Below are 16,942 nucleotides of genomic sequence, written 5' to 3'. Positions count from 1 at the left end.
GGGGGGAGCGCGCGGTGATCTTCGAGAAAGTGGTGCGGCCGGGGCTGTTCCGGATCGGGGCGGGGGACGCGGAGGCGGCGCACGAGTGGACGCTGCGTCGGCTGGCGGGACTGTCCCGCCGGCCGGCGGCGCTGGCCGCCCTGCGCGCCCGGTACGCCGTCCGGGCGCCGCGCACGGTGTTCGGCGTCGAGTTCCCCAATCCGGTGGGGCTCGCCGCCGGGATGGACAAGGACGGCGCGGCGCTGCCGGCCTGGCCGGCGCTGGGCTTCGGCTTCGTCGAGGTCGGCACGGTCACCGCGCACCCACAGCCGGGCAACCCCCGGCCCCGGCTGTTCCGGCTGCCCGACAGCGAGGCCGTGGTCAACCGGATGGGCTTCAACAACGCCGGCGCCGGGGCCCTCGCGGCCCGGCTGGCGGCGCTGCCCCGCCCGCTCGGGGTGCCGCTGGGCATCTCGCTCGGCAAGTCCAAGGTGACCCCGCTGGACGGGGCCGTGGAGGACTACCTCGCCTCCTACCGGGCGCTGCGCGGGCACGGCGACTACTTCGCGGTCAACGTCTCCTCGCCGAACACCCCGGGCCTGCGCGCGTTGCAGGACCGGGCGCACCTGGACGCCCTGCTCGCCGCGCTGGTGGGGGAGAAGCCGGTGCTGGTGAAGATCGCCCCCGACCTCACCGAGCCGGCGATCGCCGAGCTGTTGGAGGTCTGCCTGGCCCGGGGCGCGGCGGGGGTGATCGCCACCAACACGACCCTGGCGCGCGACGGCCTCGCCCCGGCCGACCGGGAGCGCGGCGCGCAGGCGGGCGGCCTGTCCGGCCGGCCGCTGGCCGACCGGGCCCGCGAGGTGGTGTCGTTCGTGCACCGGGAGACCGACGGGCGGCTGCCGGTCGTCGGCGTCGGCGGCATCCTCGACCCCGACGACGCCGCCCGGATGTTCGACGCGGGCGCCGCCCTGGTCCAGCTCTACACGGGCTTCATCTACCGCGGCCCGGCCCTGCCCCGGGCCGTCGCCCGCGCCACGGCCGCCGCCCCGGCGCCGGCCCGGTGACCGCAGTACCCGTGATCCTGCCCCTTCCACCCCGGTCGATGCCTCATGCCGGACGAGAAGGGGGCCACAAGTGCGAGATCGCGGGGGCGATGACGAAGGAGCGCGCGTGACACCCGAGGAGATCCTGGCGGCCGACCGCCGGCACGTCTGGCACCCGTACGCGGCCCTGCCGCCGGCCAGCCCGCCCTACGTGGTGGAGAGCGCGCAGGGCGTACGGCTGCGGCTGGCCGACGGCCGGGAGCTGGTCGACGGGATGTCGTCGTGGTGGGCGGCGATCCACGGCTACCGGCACCCCGTGCTCGACGCGGCGGTCACCGACCAGCTCGGGCGGATGAGCCACGTGATGTTCGGGGGGCTCACCCACGAGCCCGCGGTCCGCCTGGCGGCCACCCTCGTGGAGCTGGCCCCGGACGGGCTGGAGCACGTCTTCCTGGCCGACTCCGGCTCGGTCGCCGTCGAGGTCGCCGTCAAGATGTGCCTGCAGTACCAGCGCGCCACCGGCCGCCCGGAACGCCGCCGGCTGGGCACCTGGCGGGGCGGCTACCACGGCGACACGTTCCACCCGATGAGCGTCTGCGACCCCGAGGGCGGGATGCACCACCTCTGGGGCGACGTGCTGCCCCGGCAGGTCTTCGCCCCCGTCCCGCCCGGTGGCTTCGACACCCCGCCCGACGCCGCCTACGAGGCGGCCCTGGTCGAGGCGGTCGAGCGGCACGCCAACGAGCTGGCGGCGGTCATCGTGGAGCCGGTCGTCCAGGGCGCCGGGGGCATGCGCTTCCACCACCCGCACTACCTGCGGGTGCTGCGCGAGGTCACCCGGGCGCACGGGGTGCTGCTGGTCTTCGACGAGATCGCCACCGGCTTCGGCCGGACGGGTGCGATGTTCGCCGCCGAGCATGCCGGGGTGGTGCCCGACGTGATGTGCGTGGGCAAGGCGCTCACCGGCGGCTACCTGACGCTGGCCGCCGCGCTCTGCACGGCGGAGGTCGCCCGGGGCATCTCCGCCGGCGGGGTGCTGGCGCACGGCCCGACGTTCATGGGCAACCCGCTGGCCTGCGCGGTCGCCAACGCGTCCCTGGGCCTGCTGCGGGCCGGGGACTGGGCGGGGCAGGTGTCGAGGGTGCAGGCGGGCCTGCGGGCCGGCCTGGAGCCGCTGCGGGGCGCGCCGGGGGTGCGCGACGTGCGGGTGCTCGGCGCGATCGGCGTGGTGCAGCTCGACCACGAGGTGGACCTCGCCGCCGCCACCGCCGCCGCGGTCGCCGAGGGCGTCTGGCTGCGGCCGTTCCGCGACCTGGTCTACACCATGCCGCCGTACGTCACCGACGACGCCGACCTGGCCCGGATCGCCGCCGGGGTCGCCGCGGCCGTGTGGGCCGGCTGAGCCGCCGGTCACGGTCCGGCGGGAAGTACGCGGGCGGCGCGCCGCCCGCCGACGAGCGTGCCCCGGGCGGTGGACGCCCGGGCGAGGAGAGGGAGAACCGGATGGAGAGCTTCGGCGCCCGCCTGCACCGGGCCGTCAGCGAGCGTGGGCCGCTCTGCGTCGGCATCGACCCGCACCCGGGGCTGCTGGCCCGCTGGGGGCTCGACGACGACGTCCGGGGGCTTGACCGGTTCGCCCGGACGGTCGCGGAAGCCCTCGGTGACCGGGTCGCGGTGGTCAAGCCCCAGTCGGCGTTTTTCGAACGGTTCGGCTCGCGCGGAGTGGCGATCCTAGAGTCAACTATCCGACAGTTACGTGAGGCCGGCTCGCTCGTTCTCCTCGACGTCAAGCGCGGCGACATCGGCTCGACCGTCGCCGCGTACGCCTCGGCGTACCTTGACCCATCCAGTCCGGTCCATGTCGACGCGGTGACGGCCAGCCCGTACCTCGGCGTCGGCTCGCTCGCCCCGATGTTCGAGCTGGCCGCCGAGCACGGCGGCGGGGTCTTCGTGCTGGCGCTCACCAGCAACCCCGAGGGCGCCGCCGTGCAGCGCGCCCGCACCGCCGACGGGCGGACCGTGGCGCAGACCGTCATCGACGAGATTTCCCAGCTCAACGCGGGTGCGGAGCCGCTCGGCAGCTTCGGCCTGGTGGTCGGCGCGACCATCGGCGACACCGGCCACGACCTGTCCCGGGTCAACGGCCCGCTGCTCGCCCCGGGCCTCGGGGCGCAGGGCGCCACCGCGGCGGATCTGCGCGTCGTCTTCGGCTCCAGCCTGCCCGCCGTGCTGCCCTCGTACTCCCGCGAGGTGCTGAACGCGGGCCCGGACCCGGCCGCGCTGCGGGCCGCCGCGGACCGGGCCCTGGCCGACTGCCGGGCCACCCTGACCGCCGGCTGACTGACTGACGGCTCGGTCACTTTGCGATGATCATCGCGCGTCCACGTTGCCGAAACCGTCGTTGGCCGCTAGTTTTCCCGGCGCTGGGAACCACGGACCCCTTGGTTCACAGCGACACCACGTTTCACAGATGCGGCGTGGCGTCCCGCCCGTCGCGATAGGGACCTGAGGAGAACTGGTGCCGCTCCCGTCACTGACCCCGGAACAGCGCGCTGCCGCGCTGGAGAAGGCCGCGGAGATCCGCAAGGCCCGTGCTGAGCTGAAGGAGCAGCTCAAGCAGGGCAAGACCACCCTCGGAGCCGTCCTCGAGCGCGCCGAGTCCGACGACGTCGTCGGCAAGCTCAAGGTCTCCGCCGTGCTGCAGGCGATGCCGGGTATCGGCAAGATCCGGGCCACCCAGATCATGGAGAAGCTCAAGATCGCCGACAGCCGTCGCCTGCGTGGCCTCGGCGAGCAGCAGCGCAAGGCACTGCTTGGGGAGTTCGCCGCCAACTGAGGCTGGCAGCGTGTAGAAACAAGCAGTGAACACGGATGACGAGGCGCGCCCGGCGGCTCGGCTCACTGTCCTGGCCGGACCTTCGGGTTCGGGCACGGAGAGTGTCGTCGAGCGCGTCCGGGCGCGTTCTCCGTCCGTGTGGGTCCCGGTGCCGGCCACCACGCGCCCCCGTCGGGAGGGCGAGCTGGACGGGGTGGACCGCCTCTTCCTGGCCCCGCCCGAGTTCGACCGCATGGTCGCGGCGGGGGAGCTGCTGGAGTGGAGCCGGGCCGGGCCCCACCGGCGCGGTACGCCGGGCGGGCCGGTGCGGGCCCGGCTGGCCGCCGGGCAGCCGGTGCTGCTCGGCCTCGACCTCGCCGGCGCGCTGCTGGTCCGGGCGGCGCTGCCCGACGCCCGGCTGGTGCTGCTGCACCCGCCCGGCGTCGCCCCGCCGGCGGACACCCTGGCGGTGTTCGACCACACCGTCGCGCACGACCTCACCGATCGGGTCGTCGAGGAGCTGGTAGGCTTGTCCGGTTCTTCTTTCCTGGCTCCGGCGCGACCGCATCTGCGCGGTTGACCGCCAGCACCGCTGTCCGCGGTGCGATAGACGCAGAGGTTAATTCGTGGGATCCATCGCAAACCCCGAAGGCATCACCAACCCGCCGATCGACGAGCTCCTCGAGAAGACGACGTCGAAGTACGCGCTGGTCATCTTCGCCGCCAAGCGCGCGCGCCAGGTCAACGCCTACTACAGCCAGCTCGGTGAGGGCCTGCTGGAGTACGTCGGCCCGCTGGTCGAGACCACCCCGCAGGAGAAGCCGCTCTCCATCGCCATGCGCGAGATCAACGCGGGCCTGCTCACCGCCGAGCCGACCGACCAGCCGTAACCGCCCCGCGCCGATGTCCCCCCGGATCGTCCTCGGGGTCGGCGGCGGCATCGCCGCCTACAAGGCGTGCGAGCTGCTGCGGCTCTTCACCGAGTCGGGTCACCGGGTCCGGGTCGTGCCGACCGCGTCGGCGCTCCGCTTCGTCGGGGCGCCGACCTGGGCGGCGCTCTCCGGCCAGCCGGTCGCCGACGACGTCTGGTCCGACGTGCACGAGGTGCCGCACGTCCGGCTCGGCCAGCAGGCCGACCTCGTCGTGGTCGCGCCGGCCACCGCCGACCTGCTCGCCAAGGCCGCCCACGGTCTCGCCGACGACCTGCTGACCAACACGCTGCTCACCGCCCGCTGTCCGGTCGTGCTGGCCCCGGCCATGCACACCGAGATGTGGGAGCACCCCGCCACCGTCGCCAACGTCGCGACGCTGCGCTCCCGGGGCGTCCGGGTGGTCGAGCCCGCCGTCGGCCGGCTCACCGGGGCCGACACCGGCAAGGGTCGGCTGCCCGACCCGGCGGAGATCTTCGCGGTCGCCCGCCGGGCCCTGGCCCGGGGCCTCGCCGCCCCCGCCGACCTGGCCGGGCGGCACGTGGTGGTGACCGCCGGCGGCACCCGCGAGCCCCTCGACCCGGTCCGCTTCCTGGGCAACCGCTCCTCCGGCAAGCAGGGCTACGCCTTCGCCCGCTGCGCCGTCGCCCGCGGCGCCCGGGTCACCCTGATCTCGGCCAACGTCTCGCTGCCCGACCCGGCGGGCGTCGACCTGGTCCGGGTCGGCACGACCGCCGAGCTGCGCGAGGCCACACTCGCGACGGCCGCCGGGGCCGACGTGGTGGTGATGGCGGCGGCTCCGGCCGATTTCCGCCCGGCGACCTACGCGCCTGGCAAAATCAAGAAGTCGGACGACGGCGACGCGCCCACCATCGCGCTCGTCACCAACCCGGACATCGCCGCCGAGCTGGGCCAGCGCCGCCGCCCGGAGCAGGTGCTGGTGGTGTTCGCCGCGGAGACCGGCGACGCCGAGGCCAACGGCCGGGCCAAGCTCGCCCGCAAGCGGGCGGACCTCATCGTCATCAACGAGGTCGGCACCGACAAGGTCTTCGGCGCCGACACCAACGCGGCGACCGTCATCGGCGCGGACGGATCGGTCAGCCGGCTGCCCGAACAGTCCAAGGAGGACCTCGCCGACGCCGTCTGGGATCTCGTGGCGGCCCGGTTGCCCGACCGTTCCTGACGGCTGGAACCGAGCAGCACCGAAGGCCCCCGGCGCGCGCGCGGATGACTAGACTTCCGCGGAACGACTTATCCACAAGCTAGGAGTGCCGTGACACGCCGCCTCTTCACTTCCGAATCGGTCACGGAAGGCCACCCGGACAAGATCGCCGACCAGATCAGCGACGGCATTCTCGATGCCCTGCTCGCCGAGGACCCGCGCAGCCGGGTCGCGGTCGAGACCTTGATCACCACCGGCCAGGTGCACATCGCCGGTGAAGTGACCACCAAGGCGTACGCCGACATCCCGACCATTGTCCGTCGGACCATCCTCGACATCGGCTACGACTCGTCGAAGAAGGGCTTCGACGGCGCTTCCTGCGGCGTCAACGTCTCCATCGGCGCCCAGTCGGCGGACATCGCCCAGGGCGTCGACAACGCCTTCGAGCTGCGTACCGGGGCCTCGGAGAGCGCGCTGGACGCCCAGGGCGCCGGCGACCAGGGCATGATGTTCGGGTTCGCCTGCTCGGAGACGCCCGAGCTGATGCCGCTGCCGATCGCGCTGGCGCACCGGCTGGCCCGCCGGCTGTCGCAGGTGCGCAAGGACGGCACCATCCCCTACCTGCGCCCGGACGGCAAGACCCAGGTCACCATCGAGTACGAGGGGCTGCGCCCGGTCCGGCTCAACACGGTGGTCGTCTCCAGCCAGCACGCCGCGGACATCTCGCTGGACTCGCTGCTCACCCCCGACGTGCGCGAGCACGTCATCGCCCCGGAGCTGGAGAGCCTCGGCCTGGACACCGAGGGCTACCGGCTGCTGGTCAACCCGACCGGCCGGTTCGAGATCGGCGGGCCGATGGGCGACGCCGGCCTGACCGGACGCAAGATCATCGTCGACACCTACGGCGGGTACGCCCGGCACGGCGGCGGCGCCTTCTCCGGCAAGGACCCGTCGAAGGTCGACCGCTCCGCGGCGTACGCGACCCGCTGGGTGGCCAAGAACGTGGTCGCCGCCGGCCTGGCCGAGCGGTGCGAGGTGCAGGTCGCCTACGCGATCGGCAAGGCCCACCCGGTCAGCCTCTTCGTCGAGACGTTCGGCACCGAGACCGTGCCGGTCGCCTCGATCGAGCAGGCCGTCACCGAGGTCTTCGACCTGCGGCCGGCCGCCATCATCCGCGACCTCAACCTGCTCCGCCCGATCTACCAGCAGACCGCCGCGTACGGCCACTTCGGCCGTGAGCTGCCGGACCTGACCTGGGAGAGCACCGACCGGGCCGCCGACCTCAAGTCGGCCGCGGGAGCCTGACCGGCACCAGGCGCAGCGACCGGCGACCCGCTGCGGGGTCGCCGGTCGCTCGCGTCTGCGTCGACCTGCCCCTGGCCCACCTGGACCGCCCGTTCGACTACCTCGTCCCCGCCGAGCTGGACGCCGACGCCGTTCCCGGCACGCGGGTGAAGGTCCGCTTCGCGGGGCAACTCGTCGACGGCTGGCTGCTGGAGCGGGCCGACGACTCGGGGCACACCGGCCGGCTGGCGTACCTGGAGAAGGTCGTATCGCCGGAGCCGGTGCTCGCCCCGGAGGTCGCCCGGCTGGCCCGGGCGGTCGCCGACCGCTACGCCGGCAGCCTCGCCGACGTGCTCCGCCTCGCCGTCCCGCCCCGGCACGCCCGGGTGGAGAAGGACGTCCGTGCCCGCGACGTGGCCGCGCCCGCCGGGGACGCGGCCGTGCCGGCCGGGGACGTGGCCGTGCCGGCCGGGGACGTGGCCGTGTCCGCCAGAGGCGCCGCCGTGTCCGGCGGAGAAGCCGCGGCGCTGGAGGGCGATCTCACGGCGTCCGGCGGAGGCGCCAGCGTGCCGGACGACGATCCCGCCGGGGTCACCGGGCCCGAGGTCACCGGGCCCGAGGTCGCCGTGCCGGCGGACGCCCCGGCGGGTGCCGACCCGGTGGTCGGGCCCGGTCCGGACGCCTGGCGGGACTACCCGGCCGGGCCGGCCCTGCTCCGGGCGCTGGCCGACGGGCGGGCCCCCCGCGCGGTCTGGTCGGCGCTGCCCGGGGAGGACTGGCCTGCCCGGTACGCCGAGGCCGTCGCCGCGACCGTCGCCGGCGGCCGGGGCGCGGTGGTGGTGGTCGCCGACAACCGCGACCTGGATCGCCTCGACGCCGCCCTGCACGCCGCCCTGGGTCCGGGGCGGCACGTCTGCCTCTCCGCCGCCCTCGGCCCCGCCCGGCGGTACCGGGCGTTCCTCGCCGCCCGGCGGGGCGACGTGCCTGTGGTGGTCGGCACCCGGGCCGCGATGTTCGCCCCGGTCGCCCGCCTCGGCCTGGTGGCGATCTGGGACGACGGCGACGACCTGCACGCCGAGCCCCGGGCCCCCTACCCGCACGCCCGGGAGGTGCTGCTCACCCGCGCCCAGCTCGGCGACGCCGCCGCCCTGGTGGGCGGGTTCGCCCGCACGGCCGAGGCGCAGCTGCTGGTGGAGACCGGGTGGGCCCGCGAGGTGGTGGCCGACCGGGCCACCCTGCGGGCCCGGATGCCGGCGATCGCGCCCACCGGCGACGACCCGCAGCTGGCCCGGGACCCCGGGGCGGCCACCGCCCGGCTGCCCAGCCTGGCCTGGACCACCGCCCGCGAGGCGATCCGGGCCGACCTGCCGGTGCTGGTCCAGGTGCCCCGCCGCGGCTACCTGCCCTCGGTGGCCTGCGCCGAGTGCCGGACCCCGGCCCGGTGCCCGCACTGCGCCGGGCCGCTCGCGCTGCCCTCGGCCGAGGGCAGCCCGGCCTGCCGGTGGTGCGGGCGGGTCGCCGCCGCGTACGCCTGCCCGGAGTGCGGCGGGCGGCGGCTGCGCGCCTCCGTCACCGGCGCCCGGCGCACCGCCGAGGAGCTGGGTCGGGCCTTCCCCGGCGTGCCGGTGCGCACCTCCGGCCGTGAGGAGGTGCTCGCCACCGTGCCCGGCGGTGCCGGCCTGGTCATCGCCACCCCCGGCGCCGAGCCGGTCGCCGAGGGCGGCTTCGGCGCGGTGCTCCTGCTGGACTCGTGGGCCCTGCTCACCCGGGCCGACCTGCGGGCGGGGGAGGAGGCGCTGCGCCGCTGGCTGGCCGCCGCCGCGCTGGCCCGCCCCGCGGCCGGCGGCGGCCGGGTGGTGGTGGTCGCCGACGGCGCCCTCGCCCCGGTGCAGGCGCTGCTGCGCTGGGACGCCGCCTGGTTCGCCGCCCGGGAACTGGCCGAGCGGCGGGAGCTGGGCTTCCCGCCGGCGGTGCGGATGGCCAGCGTGACCGGCCCGCCGGCGGCGGTGGCCGACCTGCTGGCCGAGGCCCGGCTCCCGGCCGGGGCCGAGCTGCTCGGGCCGGTGCCGGCCGACGGGGAGCGGGAGCGGATGCTGGTCCGGGTGCCCCGGGCCCGGGCGGCCGCGCTGGCCGGTGCGCTGCACTCGGCGGCCGGGGTGCGCACGGCGCGCAAGGCCGTCGACCCGGTCCGTCTCCAGGTGGACCCGCTCAGCCTCTTCTGACCCGGACGACACCCGCGCCGCCCGTGACCACGGCCCGGACCGCCGGTGATCCGTCGCCCTGCCCGGACCGCCGGTGATCCGTCGCCACGCCCGCGATCCCTCGCCACGGCCGTGCCGCCCGTGACGGGCCGCCGGCGATGGGCCGTCCGTGATCCGCCGCACGGTCCCGCCGTTCCGGGCGCCCGACCGGCCCGCCGTCGCACGCCGGGTACGACGGTCGGCCCGCGATCGGGTGATAACATCGCCCGTCATGCCCGGGCGCACGGATCGCGCGACGATGGCGGGAGCGCGTCGGTTCGGCGCGATGTCGATGATGTCAATCAGCCGGTGATCAGGGGTGGACCAGTCGTGACCGTTCGTCAGTCGATCGTCTTCAATGGTGACCTCGGCAGCGGCAAGAGCACCGTCTCGGTGGAGATCGCCAAGCGGCTCGGCCTGCGCCGGGTCAGCGTCGGTGACCTCTACCGGCAGATGGCGCAGGAGCGGCAGATGACCGCGCTGCAGCTCAACCTGCACGCCGAGCTGGACCAGGCCGTCGACGGCTACGTCGACCAGCTCCAGCGGGACATCGCCGCCTCGGGCGAGCGGCTGGTCATGGACTCCCGGCTGGCCTGGCACTTCTTCACCGACGCGCTCAAGGTGCACATGATCACCGAGCCGGGCGAGGCGGCCCGCCGGGTGCTCGCCCGCCCCTCCGGCCCGGCCGAGAGCTACACGTCGCTGGAGGAAGCCACGGCCAAGCTGCGGGAGCGCAGCGAGAGCGAGCGGGGCCGGTTCATCGTCCGCTACGGCGTGGACAAGGCGCGGCTGCGCAACTACGACCTGATCTGCGACACCACCCGCGCCTCCGCGGCCGAGGTCATCGAGCACATCGTCGACGCGTACGAGGGCCGGCTGTGCGCGGACGTGCTGCGCGACGCCCCGCCGCTGCTGCTGCTCGACCCGGCCCGGGTCTACCCGACCGAGGACATCGCCGCCCTGCGCGACCTGTGGGACTCGGAGTTCGTCGGCGACGTCGCCGCGGCCGGCGACGAGGCGCTGGAGCCGCTGCGGATCGGCTACACGGGGGAGCACTTCTTCGTCGTCGACGGGCACCGCCGGCTCAGCGCCGCCCTGCAGAACGGCTTCCGCCTGGTGCCGGCCCAACTCGTCGCCGAGGTCGACGAGCCGGTGGTCGGTGGGATGAGCGCGGTGGACTACTTCGCCGCCCAGGCCCGGCCGACCCTGATCCACGACTGGGAGGCCGCCCACAAGATCGAGCTGCCGCTGCCCGAGCACGCCCTGCTCGGCGGGGGCGCGGTGCTCGCCGGGGAGCCGGGCGCCGGCGCCTGATCCGCCCGGCCGGCCGCACCTCGGCACCGGCGGGACAGCCGGCTGGTCCGCGAGCGCCCGCGGGCCCACCGGGCGTACGAGCTGCCGCGTGGTGATCATCGACACGGAACCGGCGGCGGCGCAACGCGGTACGCCGGCCGGGACGGCTCCCGGCACTCCGTAGACTGGTACGGCACCACGTCGTCCAGCCGAAGGAGCCACGCCGAGTGACCGTCCAGCCCATCCGTCTGTTCGGGGATCCGGTGCTGCGCACGCCGGCCGATCCGGTGGTCGACTTCGACGTCGAGCTGCGCAAGCTCATCGCGGACCTGACCGACACGATGCGCGAGCAGAACGGCGCCGGCCTCGCCGCGCCGCAGCTCGGTGTGGGCCTGCGCGTGTTCACCTTCGACGTCGACGACGTGCTGGGCCACCTGGTCAACCCGGTGCTGGAGTTTCCCGACGCCGAGGAGCAGGACGGGCCGGAGGGCTGCCTGTCCATCCCGGGCCTCTACTTCGACACGAAGCGCCGGCAGAACGTGATCGCCAAGGGCTTCAACGGCTACGGCGACCCGCTGCAGATCGTCGGCACCGGCCTGATGGCGCGCTGCGTGCAGCACGAGACGGACCACCTCGACGGGGTGCTCTTCGTGGACCGGCTGGACCCGGCCGGCCGCAAGGAGGCGATGAAGGCGATCCGCCAGGCGGAGTGGTACGACCCGGCCGCCCCGCCGACGGTGAAGCTCAACCCGCACACCTCCAGCAGCCCCTTCGGCCTGGGTCGGTGAGCCGCCCGTGCGCGTGATCTTCGCCGGCACACCGGCCGTCGCCGTACCTGCCCTGGCCGCCGTGGCGGCCTCCCGCCACGAGCTGGTCGCCGTGGTCACCCGCCCCGACGCGCCCGCCGGGCGGGGACGCGGGCTGTCCCGGTCCCCCGTCGGGGCGTGGGCCGACGAGCACGGGATCGAGGTGCTCACCCCGGCCCGCCCGCGCGAGCCGGAGTTCCTGGACCGGCTGCGCGAGCTGGCCCCGGACTGCGTCCCCGTGGTGGCCTACGGCGCGCTGGTGCCGCCGGCCGCCCTGGAGATCCCCCGGCACGGGTGGATCAACCTGCACTTCTCCCTGCTGCCCGCGTGGCGCGGGGCCGCGCCCGTCCAGCACGCGGTGCTGCACGGCGACGAGCTGACCGGGGCCAGCGTCTTCCAGCTGGAGGAGGGCCTCGACACGGGGCCGGTCTACGGCACCCTCACCGACGAGATCCGCCCGGCCGACACCTCCGGCGACCTGCTGGAGCGGCTCGCCCACTCCGGCGCGGGCCTGCTGGTGGCCGTCCTCGACGCGATCGCCGACGGCACCGCCCGGGCCGAGCCGCAGCCCGCCGACGGGGTGTCGCTGGCGCCGAAGCTGACCGTGGAGGATGCCCGGGTGCGCTGGTCCGACCCGGCGTTCGCGGTGGACCGGCGGATCCGGGCCTGCACGCCGGCGCCCGGGCCGTGGACGACGTTCCGGGGCGAGCGGGTCAAGCTCGGCCCGGTCGCCCCGGTGGCCGACGGCCCCGAGCTGAAGCCGGGTGAGCTGCTGGTGGAGAAGTCCCGGGTGCTGGCCGGCACGGCCACCGTTCCGGTGCGGCTCGGCGAGGTGCGGGCCGCGGGCAAGCGGGCGATGGCGGCGACGGACTGGGCGCGCGGCGCCCGGGTGGCCGCGGGGGAGGAACTCGCGTGACGGGCCCCGAGCGACCCTCCGGCGACCGTCTCCCGGCGGAGCGACGCGGTGAGGGGCCCGGCGGCCCCGGGCGCGGCGACCGACCGGCTGGCGATCGGCGCGGCGGCCGGCCGGCGGGGGGCGGCCGGTGGGGCGCCCGCCCCGGCGGCGACCGGCGCGACGGCGGCCGCCGCCCGGCCCGCCCGGCAGTGGACCTGCCGCGGCAGGTCGCGTACGAGGCCGTCGCGGCGGTGCACCGGGACGACGCGTACGCCAACCTGGTGCTCCCGTCGCTGCTGCGGGACACCGGGCTGACCGGCCGGGACGCGGCCTTCGCCACCGAGCTGACCTACGGCACGCTGCGCCACCTCGGCACCCTCGACGCGATCCTCACCGACGCGGCCGGGCGGGACGTGCAGCGCATCGACCCGCCGGTACGCGACGCGCTGCGGCTCGGGGCCTACCAGCTCCTGCACACCCGGGTGCCGGCGCACGCCGCGGTCTCCTCGACCGTCGACCTGGTCCGCGCGGTCGGCCCCGGCGCGACGGGCTTCGCCAACGCGGTGCTGCGCGAGGTCGCCGGGCGGGACGCGGACGCCTGGGTGGCCAAGCTCGCCCCGCCGATGGAGACCGACCCGATCGGGCACCTCGCGCTGGCGTACAGCCATCCGCAGTGGATCGTGCGGGCCTTCGCCGAGGCGCTCGGCGGCGACCTCGGCGAGACCGCCCGGCTGCTCATCGAGGACAACGAACGCCCGCCGGTGCACCTGTGCGCCCGGCCCGGGCTGGCGGACCCGGTCGCGCTGGCCGACGAGGTCGGCGGGGCCCCGGGGGCCTTCTCCCCGTACGCCGTCTATCTCTCGGGCGGGGCGCCCGGCGACCTGCCGGCGCTGGCCGAGGGGCGGGCCCACGTGCAGGACGAGGGTTCCCAGCTGGTGGCCAACGCCCTGGCGGTGGCCCCGCTGGACGGCCCGGACGGGCGCTGGCTCGACCTGTGCGCCGGCCCGGGCGGCAAGTCCGGCCTGCTCGGCGCCCTCGCCGCGCAGCGGGACGCGCGGCTGACCGCCGTCGAGGTCTCCGAGCATCGGGCGCGGCTGGTCGCCCAGGCCACCCGGGGCCTGCCGGTGAACGTGCTGAACACCGACGGCCGCACGGTCGGCGCCGACCCGAAGCTGCCCGAGGCGCACTTCGACCGGGTGCTGGTCGACGCTCCCTGCACCGGGCTGGGGTCGCTGCGCCGCCGGCCGGAGTCCCGCTGGCGGCGCGAGCCGTCGGACCTGCCGCCGCTGACCCGGTTGCAGCGGGAGCTGCTCGCCGCGGCGCTGCGGGCCGTCCGTCCGGGCGGCGTGGTCGCCTACGTGACGTGCTCCCCGCACACCGTGGAGACGCACGTGACGGTGACCGAGGCGGCCCGCCGCTCCGGGGTGCCGGTCGACTTCGTCGACGCCCGGCCGCTGCTGCCGGCGGGGATGCCCGGCCTCGGCGACGGGCCGACGGTGCAGCTGTGGCCGCACCGGCACGGCACCGACGCGATGTTCCTCGCGGTGCTGCGCCGCACCTGACAACGGACGTCCGACGGGGCGGTCACCCTCGGGTGGCCGCCCCGTGCCGGTCGGTCCGGTGCCGGTCCGGCGCTCAGGTGACCGGCAGGCCCTTCGTGCCGGCGCCCTTCATCGAGCGGGTCAGGTTGCGGTCGCTGACCCAGAGGAAGCACTGCACGCCCCGGTTGCCGTCGCGCCACTCCTGCTCGAGGGGGTGGTAGAAGATCGAGCCCGCCCGGTACTTCAGGTCGCCGTTGTTCGGCACCTTGACGTACTTCGCGATCAACGCGCGGCAGGCCCGGTGCACCCTGAGGCTGTCCCGCGTGAAGGCGTCGTAGCTGGTGTCCGGGGCCCGCCAGACGCCGACGAACTCGGCGTGGTGCTTGCTGGTGCAGGCCACCGCCACCATCTCCCGCACCTCGTCGTCGCTCAGCTTGGGGTTGAAGCAGCGGTGGGCGAGCGGGGCGGCGCCGGCCAGGGCGCCCTTCAGGCTTCCCGTCCGGGACTTCGCGCTCGCCTCGTCGAGGCTGGTCTGCTCGCTCAGGTCGCAGCGGAACCAGCGGGCGCCGCCGCCCCACGCCTGCGGCGACGGCAGCACGACGCTCAGCCCCAGCCGGCCGGAGCGCCAGTCCCCGCCGACCACCTCGTTGGCCTTCGTGTCGCACTCGGCCCGGGCGGCGCGCATGCCGGCCGAGCCGGCCGGCGGGGGCGTGGTGCGCTCGGTCGCCGCCCCGGTGAGCGTGCCGACGTGCACGGTCTCCACGCGGTGCGACTCGGCGCAGTCGACCGGGTTGTAGGCGGTGAGGTAGCCGACGTCCTGGATGCCCCGGTGGCAGACGCCGTCGGCGGGGACGAACGACTGCGGTGCGGCGGGCGCCGGCCAGTCGTCGGTCAGGTCCCGGTCGGTGCCGGCCGGGGTACCGCAGCCGGCGAGCGCCAGGGCCGCCACCGCGCCGGCCGCGGCCGCCGTCCACCACCGTCGCATCGCCCCGACCTCCCGCCGATCGTGGTCCGGCGGCGCGAGGCGGCCGGACACGTCACGGTGCGGCAGCATACGGCACCGCGCTCAGACCGCGGGGAGTCCCTTCGGGACGGTGCCTCGCATCGAGCGTTGCGAAAGCAGTCCCGACGCTGTTGCCGCAGCGTCGGACCGGGAGACGTCGACCACGCCGGGACGGTCGATCGTCACCACTGGTCACCGCCGGGCCACCGGGCGTCCCGTGGGTGGCGCGCTGCGGGCGGCCGGTCGCCGCGTTCGTACACTGGCCCCGTGACCGTACCGCCGCCGATCGTCGCGCCCAGCATCCTCGCCGCCGATTTCGCCCGCCTCGCCGAAGAGGTCCGTGCCGTCGAGAACGCCGCGGACTGGTTGCACGTGGACGTCATGGACAACCACTTCGTGCCCAACCTGACCATCGGGCTGCCCGTGGTGCAGAGCCTGCGGGCCGCCACCGAGCTTCCCTTCGACGTGCACCTGATGATCGAGGACCCGCGCCGGTGGGCCCCCGGCTACGCCGACGCCGGGGCGTACAACGTCACGTTCCACGCCGAGGCGTGCGACGACCCGGTGGCGCTGGCCAAGGACCTCCGCTCGGCCGGCGCGAAGGCCGGGCTGGCGATCGACCGGGACACGCCGATCGAGCCGTACCTGGAGTTGCTGCCGAGCTTCGACACGCTGCTGATCATGACGATCAAGGCCGGCTTCGGCGGGCAGCGCTTCATCCCGCAACTGCTGGACAAGGTGCGCGCCGCCCGCCGGCACGTCGACAGCGGCCACCTCGAACTGCGCATCGAGGTCGACGGGGGGATCGCCGCCGACACCATCGCGCAGGCGGCCGAGGCCGGCGCGGACGCCTTCGTCGCCGGCACCGCCGTCTACGGCGCCGACGACCCCGCCGAGGCCGTCCGGAAGCTGCGGGCACTCGCGGAACGCGCCGCCCCCGGGGCCTGACGTGGAGCCCGCCGGCGACCGCAAGGACATCATCCTCGTCGTCGACGACGACGAGGACATCGCGCGCTTCGTCGAGTTCAACCTGCGGCTGCACGGCTTCGAGGTGATCCACGCCGGCGACGGGCAGGAGGCGCTCGAGGTGATCGAGCGCCAGCGTCCCGACCTGGCCGTGGTCGACCTGATGATGCCGCGCATCGACGGGCTGGAGCTGACCCGGCGGCTGCGGGCCGACCCGATGACCTCGGCGCTGCCGGTGATCATGCTGACCGCCAAGGGCATGACGGTGGACAAGGTGCACGGGCTCAGCGCCGGCGCCGACGACTACCTGGTCAAGCCCTTCGACACGGCGGAGCTGGTGGCCCGGGTCAGCTCGACGCTGCGGCGCAACAAGGAGTTCCGCGAGGTCTCCCCGCTGACCGGGCTGCCCGGCAACAGCCGGATCCGCCGGGAGATCTCCGACCGGGTCCGCAGCGGCGTCGACTACGCCGTCGGCTACATCGACATCGACCGGTTCAAGAGCGTCAACGACCGGTACGGCTTCGTGCGCGGCGACGACTTCATCTCGGCCCTGGCGCGCAGCCTGCACCGGGCCGTGGTCTCGGTGGGGCTGCCGCCGGCCTTCCTCGGCCACGTCGGCGGCGACGACTTCGTCATCGTCTGCACGCCGGAGCAGGTGCGTCCGCTCACCTCGCGGGTGTCCGCCGACTTCGAGAAGGCCGCCGACTCGCTCTACGACGCCGCCGACGCCGCCCGCGGCTACGTGGAGCTGAAGGACCGGCGGGGCAACATCCGGCGCGCCGCCCTGGTCACCCTCTCCATCGGCGTCTCCATCTCCGACGCCAACAAGCGGTTCACCAACCCCCTCGAGGCGATCGCGGTCGCCTCCGAGATGAAGACGGTGGCCAAGAGCCAGCCCGGCTCGTACGTGGCGGTGGACCGGCGACGCGGGGTGACGTGACCGCGTATTCCCGCTGTGAAGTAGCTCGCCTCGGTGGCGCCAC

At 75.3% G+C, this 16,942-nt stretch carries 16 protein-coding genes; 15 read left to right on the top strand and 1 reads right to left on the bottom strand.

Translation table 11 applies throughout. From position 1 onward, the window contains the following. Positions 1-14 precede the first annotated feature (14 nt). From ABT006_RS21595 to ABT006_RS21535, 13 genes are all read left to right on the top strand, one after another. A complete protein-coding gene (locus ABT006_RS21595) occupies positions 15-1,046 on the top strand; it encodes a quinone-dependent dihydroorotate dehydrogenase (protein WP_350708946.1) in 1,032 nt (343 codons plus the stop codon). Positions 1,047-1,152: 106 nt separating this feature from the next. Continuing rightward, on the top strand, positions 1,153-2,427 hold the full coding sequence (locus ABT006_RS21590) for an adenosylmethionine--8-amino-7-oxononanoate transaminase (protein ID WP_350708944.1): 1,275 nt from the start codon (positions 1,153-1,155) through the stop codon (positions 2,425-2,427). 101 nt (positions 2,428-2,528) lie between these two features. After that, on the top strand, positions 2,529-3,365 hold the full coding sequence (gene pyrF, locus ABT006_RS21585; RefSeq protein WP_350708942.1) for an orotidine-5'-phosphate decarboxylase: 837 nt from the start codon (positions 2,529-2,531) through the stop codon (positions 3,363-3,365). A 178-nt stretch (positions 3,366-3,543) separates the two neighbouring features. Then, complete coding sequence (gene mihF, locus ABT006_RS21580; protein WP_007458370.1) at positions 3,544-3,861, top strand: integration host factor, actinobacterial type; 318 nt, start codon at positions 3,544-3,546, stop codon at positions 3,859-3,861. 25 nt (positions 3,862-3,886) lie between these two features. After that, complete coding sequence (locus ABT006_RS21575) at positions 3,887-4,420, top strand: nucleoside/nucleotide kinase family protein (RefSeq protein ID WP_350708940.1); 534 nt, start codon at positions 3,887-3,889, stop codon at positions 4,418-4,420. A 46-nt stretch (positions 4,421-4,466) separates the two neighbouring features. Further along, positions 4,467-4,730 (top strand): DNA-directed RNA polymerase subunit omega, encoded by a 264-nt coding sequence (gene rpoZ / locus ABT006_RS21570; RefSeq protein WP_007075826.1) that lies wholly within the window; start codon positions 4,467-4,469, stop codon positions 4,728-4,730. Positions 4,731-4,743: 13 nt separating this feature from the next. Continuing rightward, on the top strand, positions 4,744-5,952 hold the full coding sequence (gene coaBC / locus ABT006_RS21565; protein WP_350708938.1) for a bifunctional phosphopantothenoylcysteine decarboxylase/phosphopantothenate--cysteine ligase CoaBC: 1,209 nt from the start codon (positions 4,744-4,746) through the stop codon (positions 5,950-5,952). A gap of 90 nt (positions 5,953-6,042) precedes the next feature. Next, on the top strand, positions 6,043-7,236 hold the full coding sequence (metK, locus tag ABT006_RS21560; protein WP_350708937.1) for a methionine adenosyltransferase: 1,194 nt from the start codon (positions 6,043-6,045) through the stop codon (positions 7,234-7,236). A gap of 65 nt (positions 7,237-7,301) precedes the next feature. Beyond that, positions 7,302-9,437: a primosomal protein N' gene (locus ABT006_RS21555; RefSeq protein WP_350709061.1), complete on the top strand. Its 2,136-nt coding sequence runs from the start codon at positions 7,302-7,304 to the stop codon at positions 9,435-9,437. Between the two features lie 348 nt (positions 9,438-9,785). Beyond that, positions 9,786-10,769 (top strand): AAA family ATPase, encoded by a 984-nt coding sequence (locus ABT006_RS21550; protein WP_350708935.1) that lies wholly within the window; start codon positions 9,786-9,788, stop codon positions 10,767-10,769. A gap of 206 nt (positions 10,770-10,975) precedes the next feature. Next, on the top strand, positions 10,976-11,536 hold the full coding sequence (def, locus tag ABT006_RS21545) for a peptide deformylase (protein WP_350708933.1): 561 nt from the start codon (positions 10,976-10,978) through the stop codon (positions 11,534-11,536). Positions 11,537-11,543: 7 nt separating this feature from the next. Beyond that, entirely contained in the window at positions 11,544-12,470 is a 927-nt protein-coding gene (fmt, locus tag ABT006_RS21540; RefSeq protein ID WP_350708931.1) for a methionyl-tRNA formyltransferase, read from the top strand. Then, positions 12,467-14,011 (top strand): RsmB/NOP family class I SAM-dependent RNA methyltransferase, encoded by a 1,545-nt coding sequence (locus ABT006_RS21535; protein WP_502891013.1) that lies wholly within the window; start codon positions 12,467-12,469, stop codon positions 14,009-14,011. The genes fmt and ABT006_RS21535 overlap by 4 nt, the downstream gene beginning before the upstream one ends. Positions 14,012-14,084: 73 nt before the next feature. Here ABT006_RS21535 and ABT006_RS21530 read toward each other — a convergent pair whose 3' ends face one another. Further along, positions 14,085-14,975 (bottom strand): septum formation family protein, encoded by an 891-nt coding sequence (locus tag ABT006_RS21530; RefSeq protein ID WP_350708929.1) that lies wholly within the window; start codon positions 14,973-14,975, stop codon positions 14,085-14,087. A 285-nt stretch (positions 14,976-15,260) separates the two neighbouring features. On the opposite strand from ABT006_RS21530, the gene rpe reads away from it, so the two are divergent. After that, positions 15,261-15,941 carry a ribulose-phosphate 3-epimerase gene (rpe, locus tag ABT006_RS21525; protein ID WP_350708927.1) on the top strand — a complete coding sequence of 227 codons (681 nt, stop codon included), beginning with the start codon at positions 15,261-15,263 and terminating at the stop codon, positions 15,939-15,941. Between the two features lies 1 nt (position 15,942). Beyond that, positions 15,943-16,899 carry a GGDEF domain-containing response regulator gene (locus ABT006_RS21520; protein ID WP_350708925.1) on the top strand — a complete coding sequence of 319 codons (957 nt, stop codon included), beginning with the start codon at positions 15,943-15,945 and terminating at the stop codon, positions 16,897-16,899. Positions 16,900-16,942: the final 43 nt, after the last annotated feature.

The organism is Micromonospora sp. NPDC002717, assembly GCF_040295705.1.
In the GTDB taxonomy this organism is placed as follows: domain Bacteria; phylum Actinomycetota; class Actinomycetes; order Mycobacteriales; family Micromonosporaceae; genus Micromonospora.
Note: the sequence above shows the minus strand (reverse complement) of the source record. Positions and strands in the feature narration are given on the sequence as shown.

Bases quoted from the DNA above. Each gene is read 5' to 3' on its own strand.
- pyrF (WP_350708942.1), top strand. From the start codon at position 2,529: ATGGAGAGCTTCGGCGCCCGCCTGCACCGGGCCGTCAGCGAGCGTGGG.
- coaBC (WP_350708938.1), top strand. From the start codon at position 4,744: ATGTCCCCCCGGATCGTCCTCGGGGTCGGCGGCGGCATCGCCGCCTAC.
- ABT006_RS21530 (WP_350708929.1), bottom strand. From the start codon at position 14,975: ATGCGACGGTGGTGGACGGCGGCCGCGGCCGGCGCGGTGGCGGCCCTG.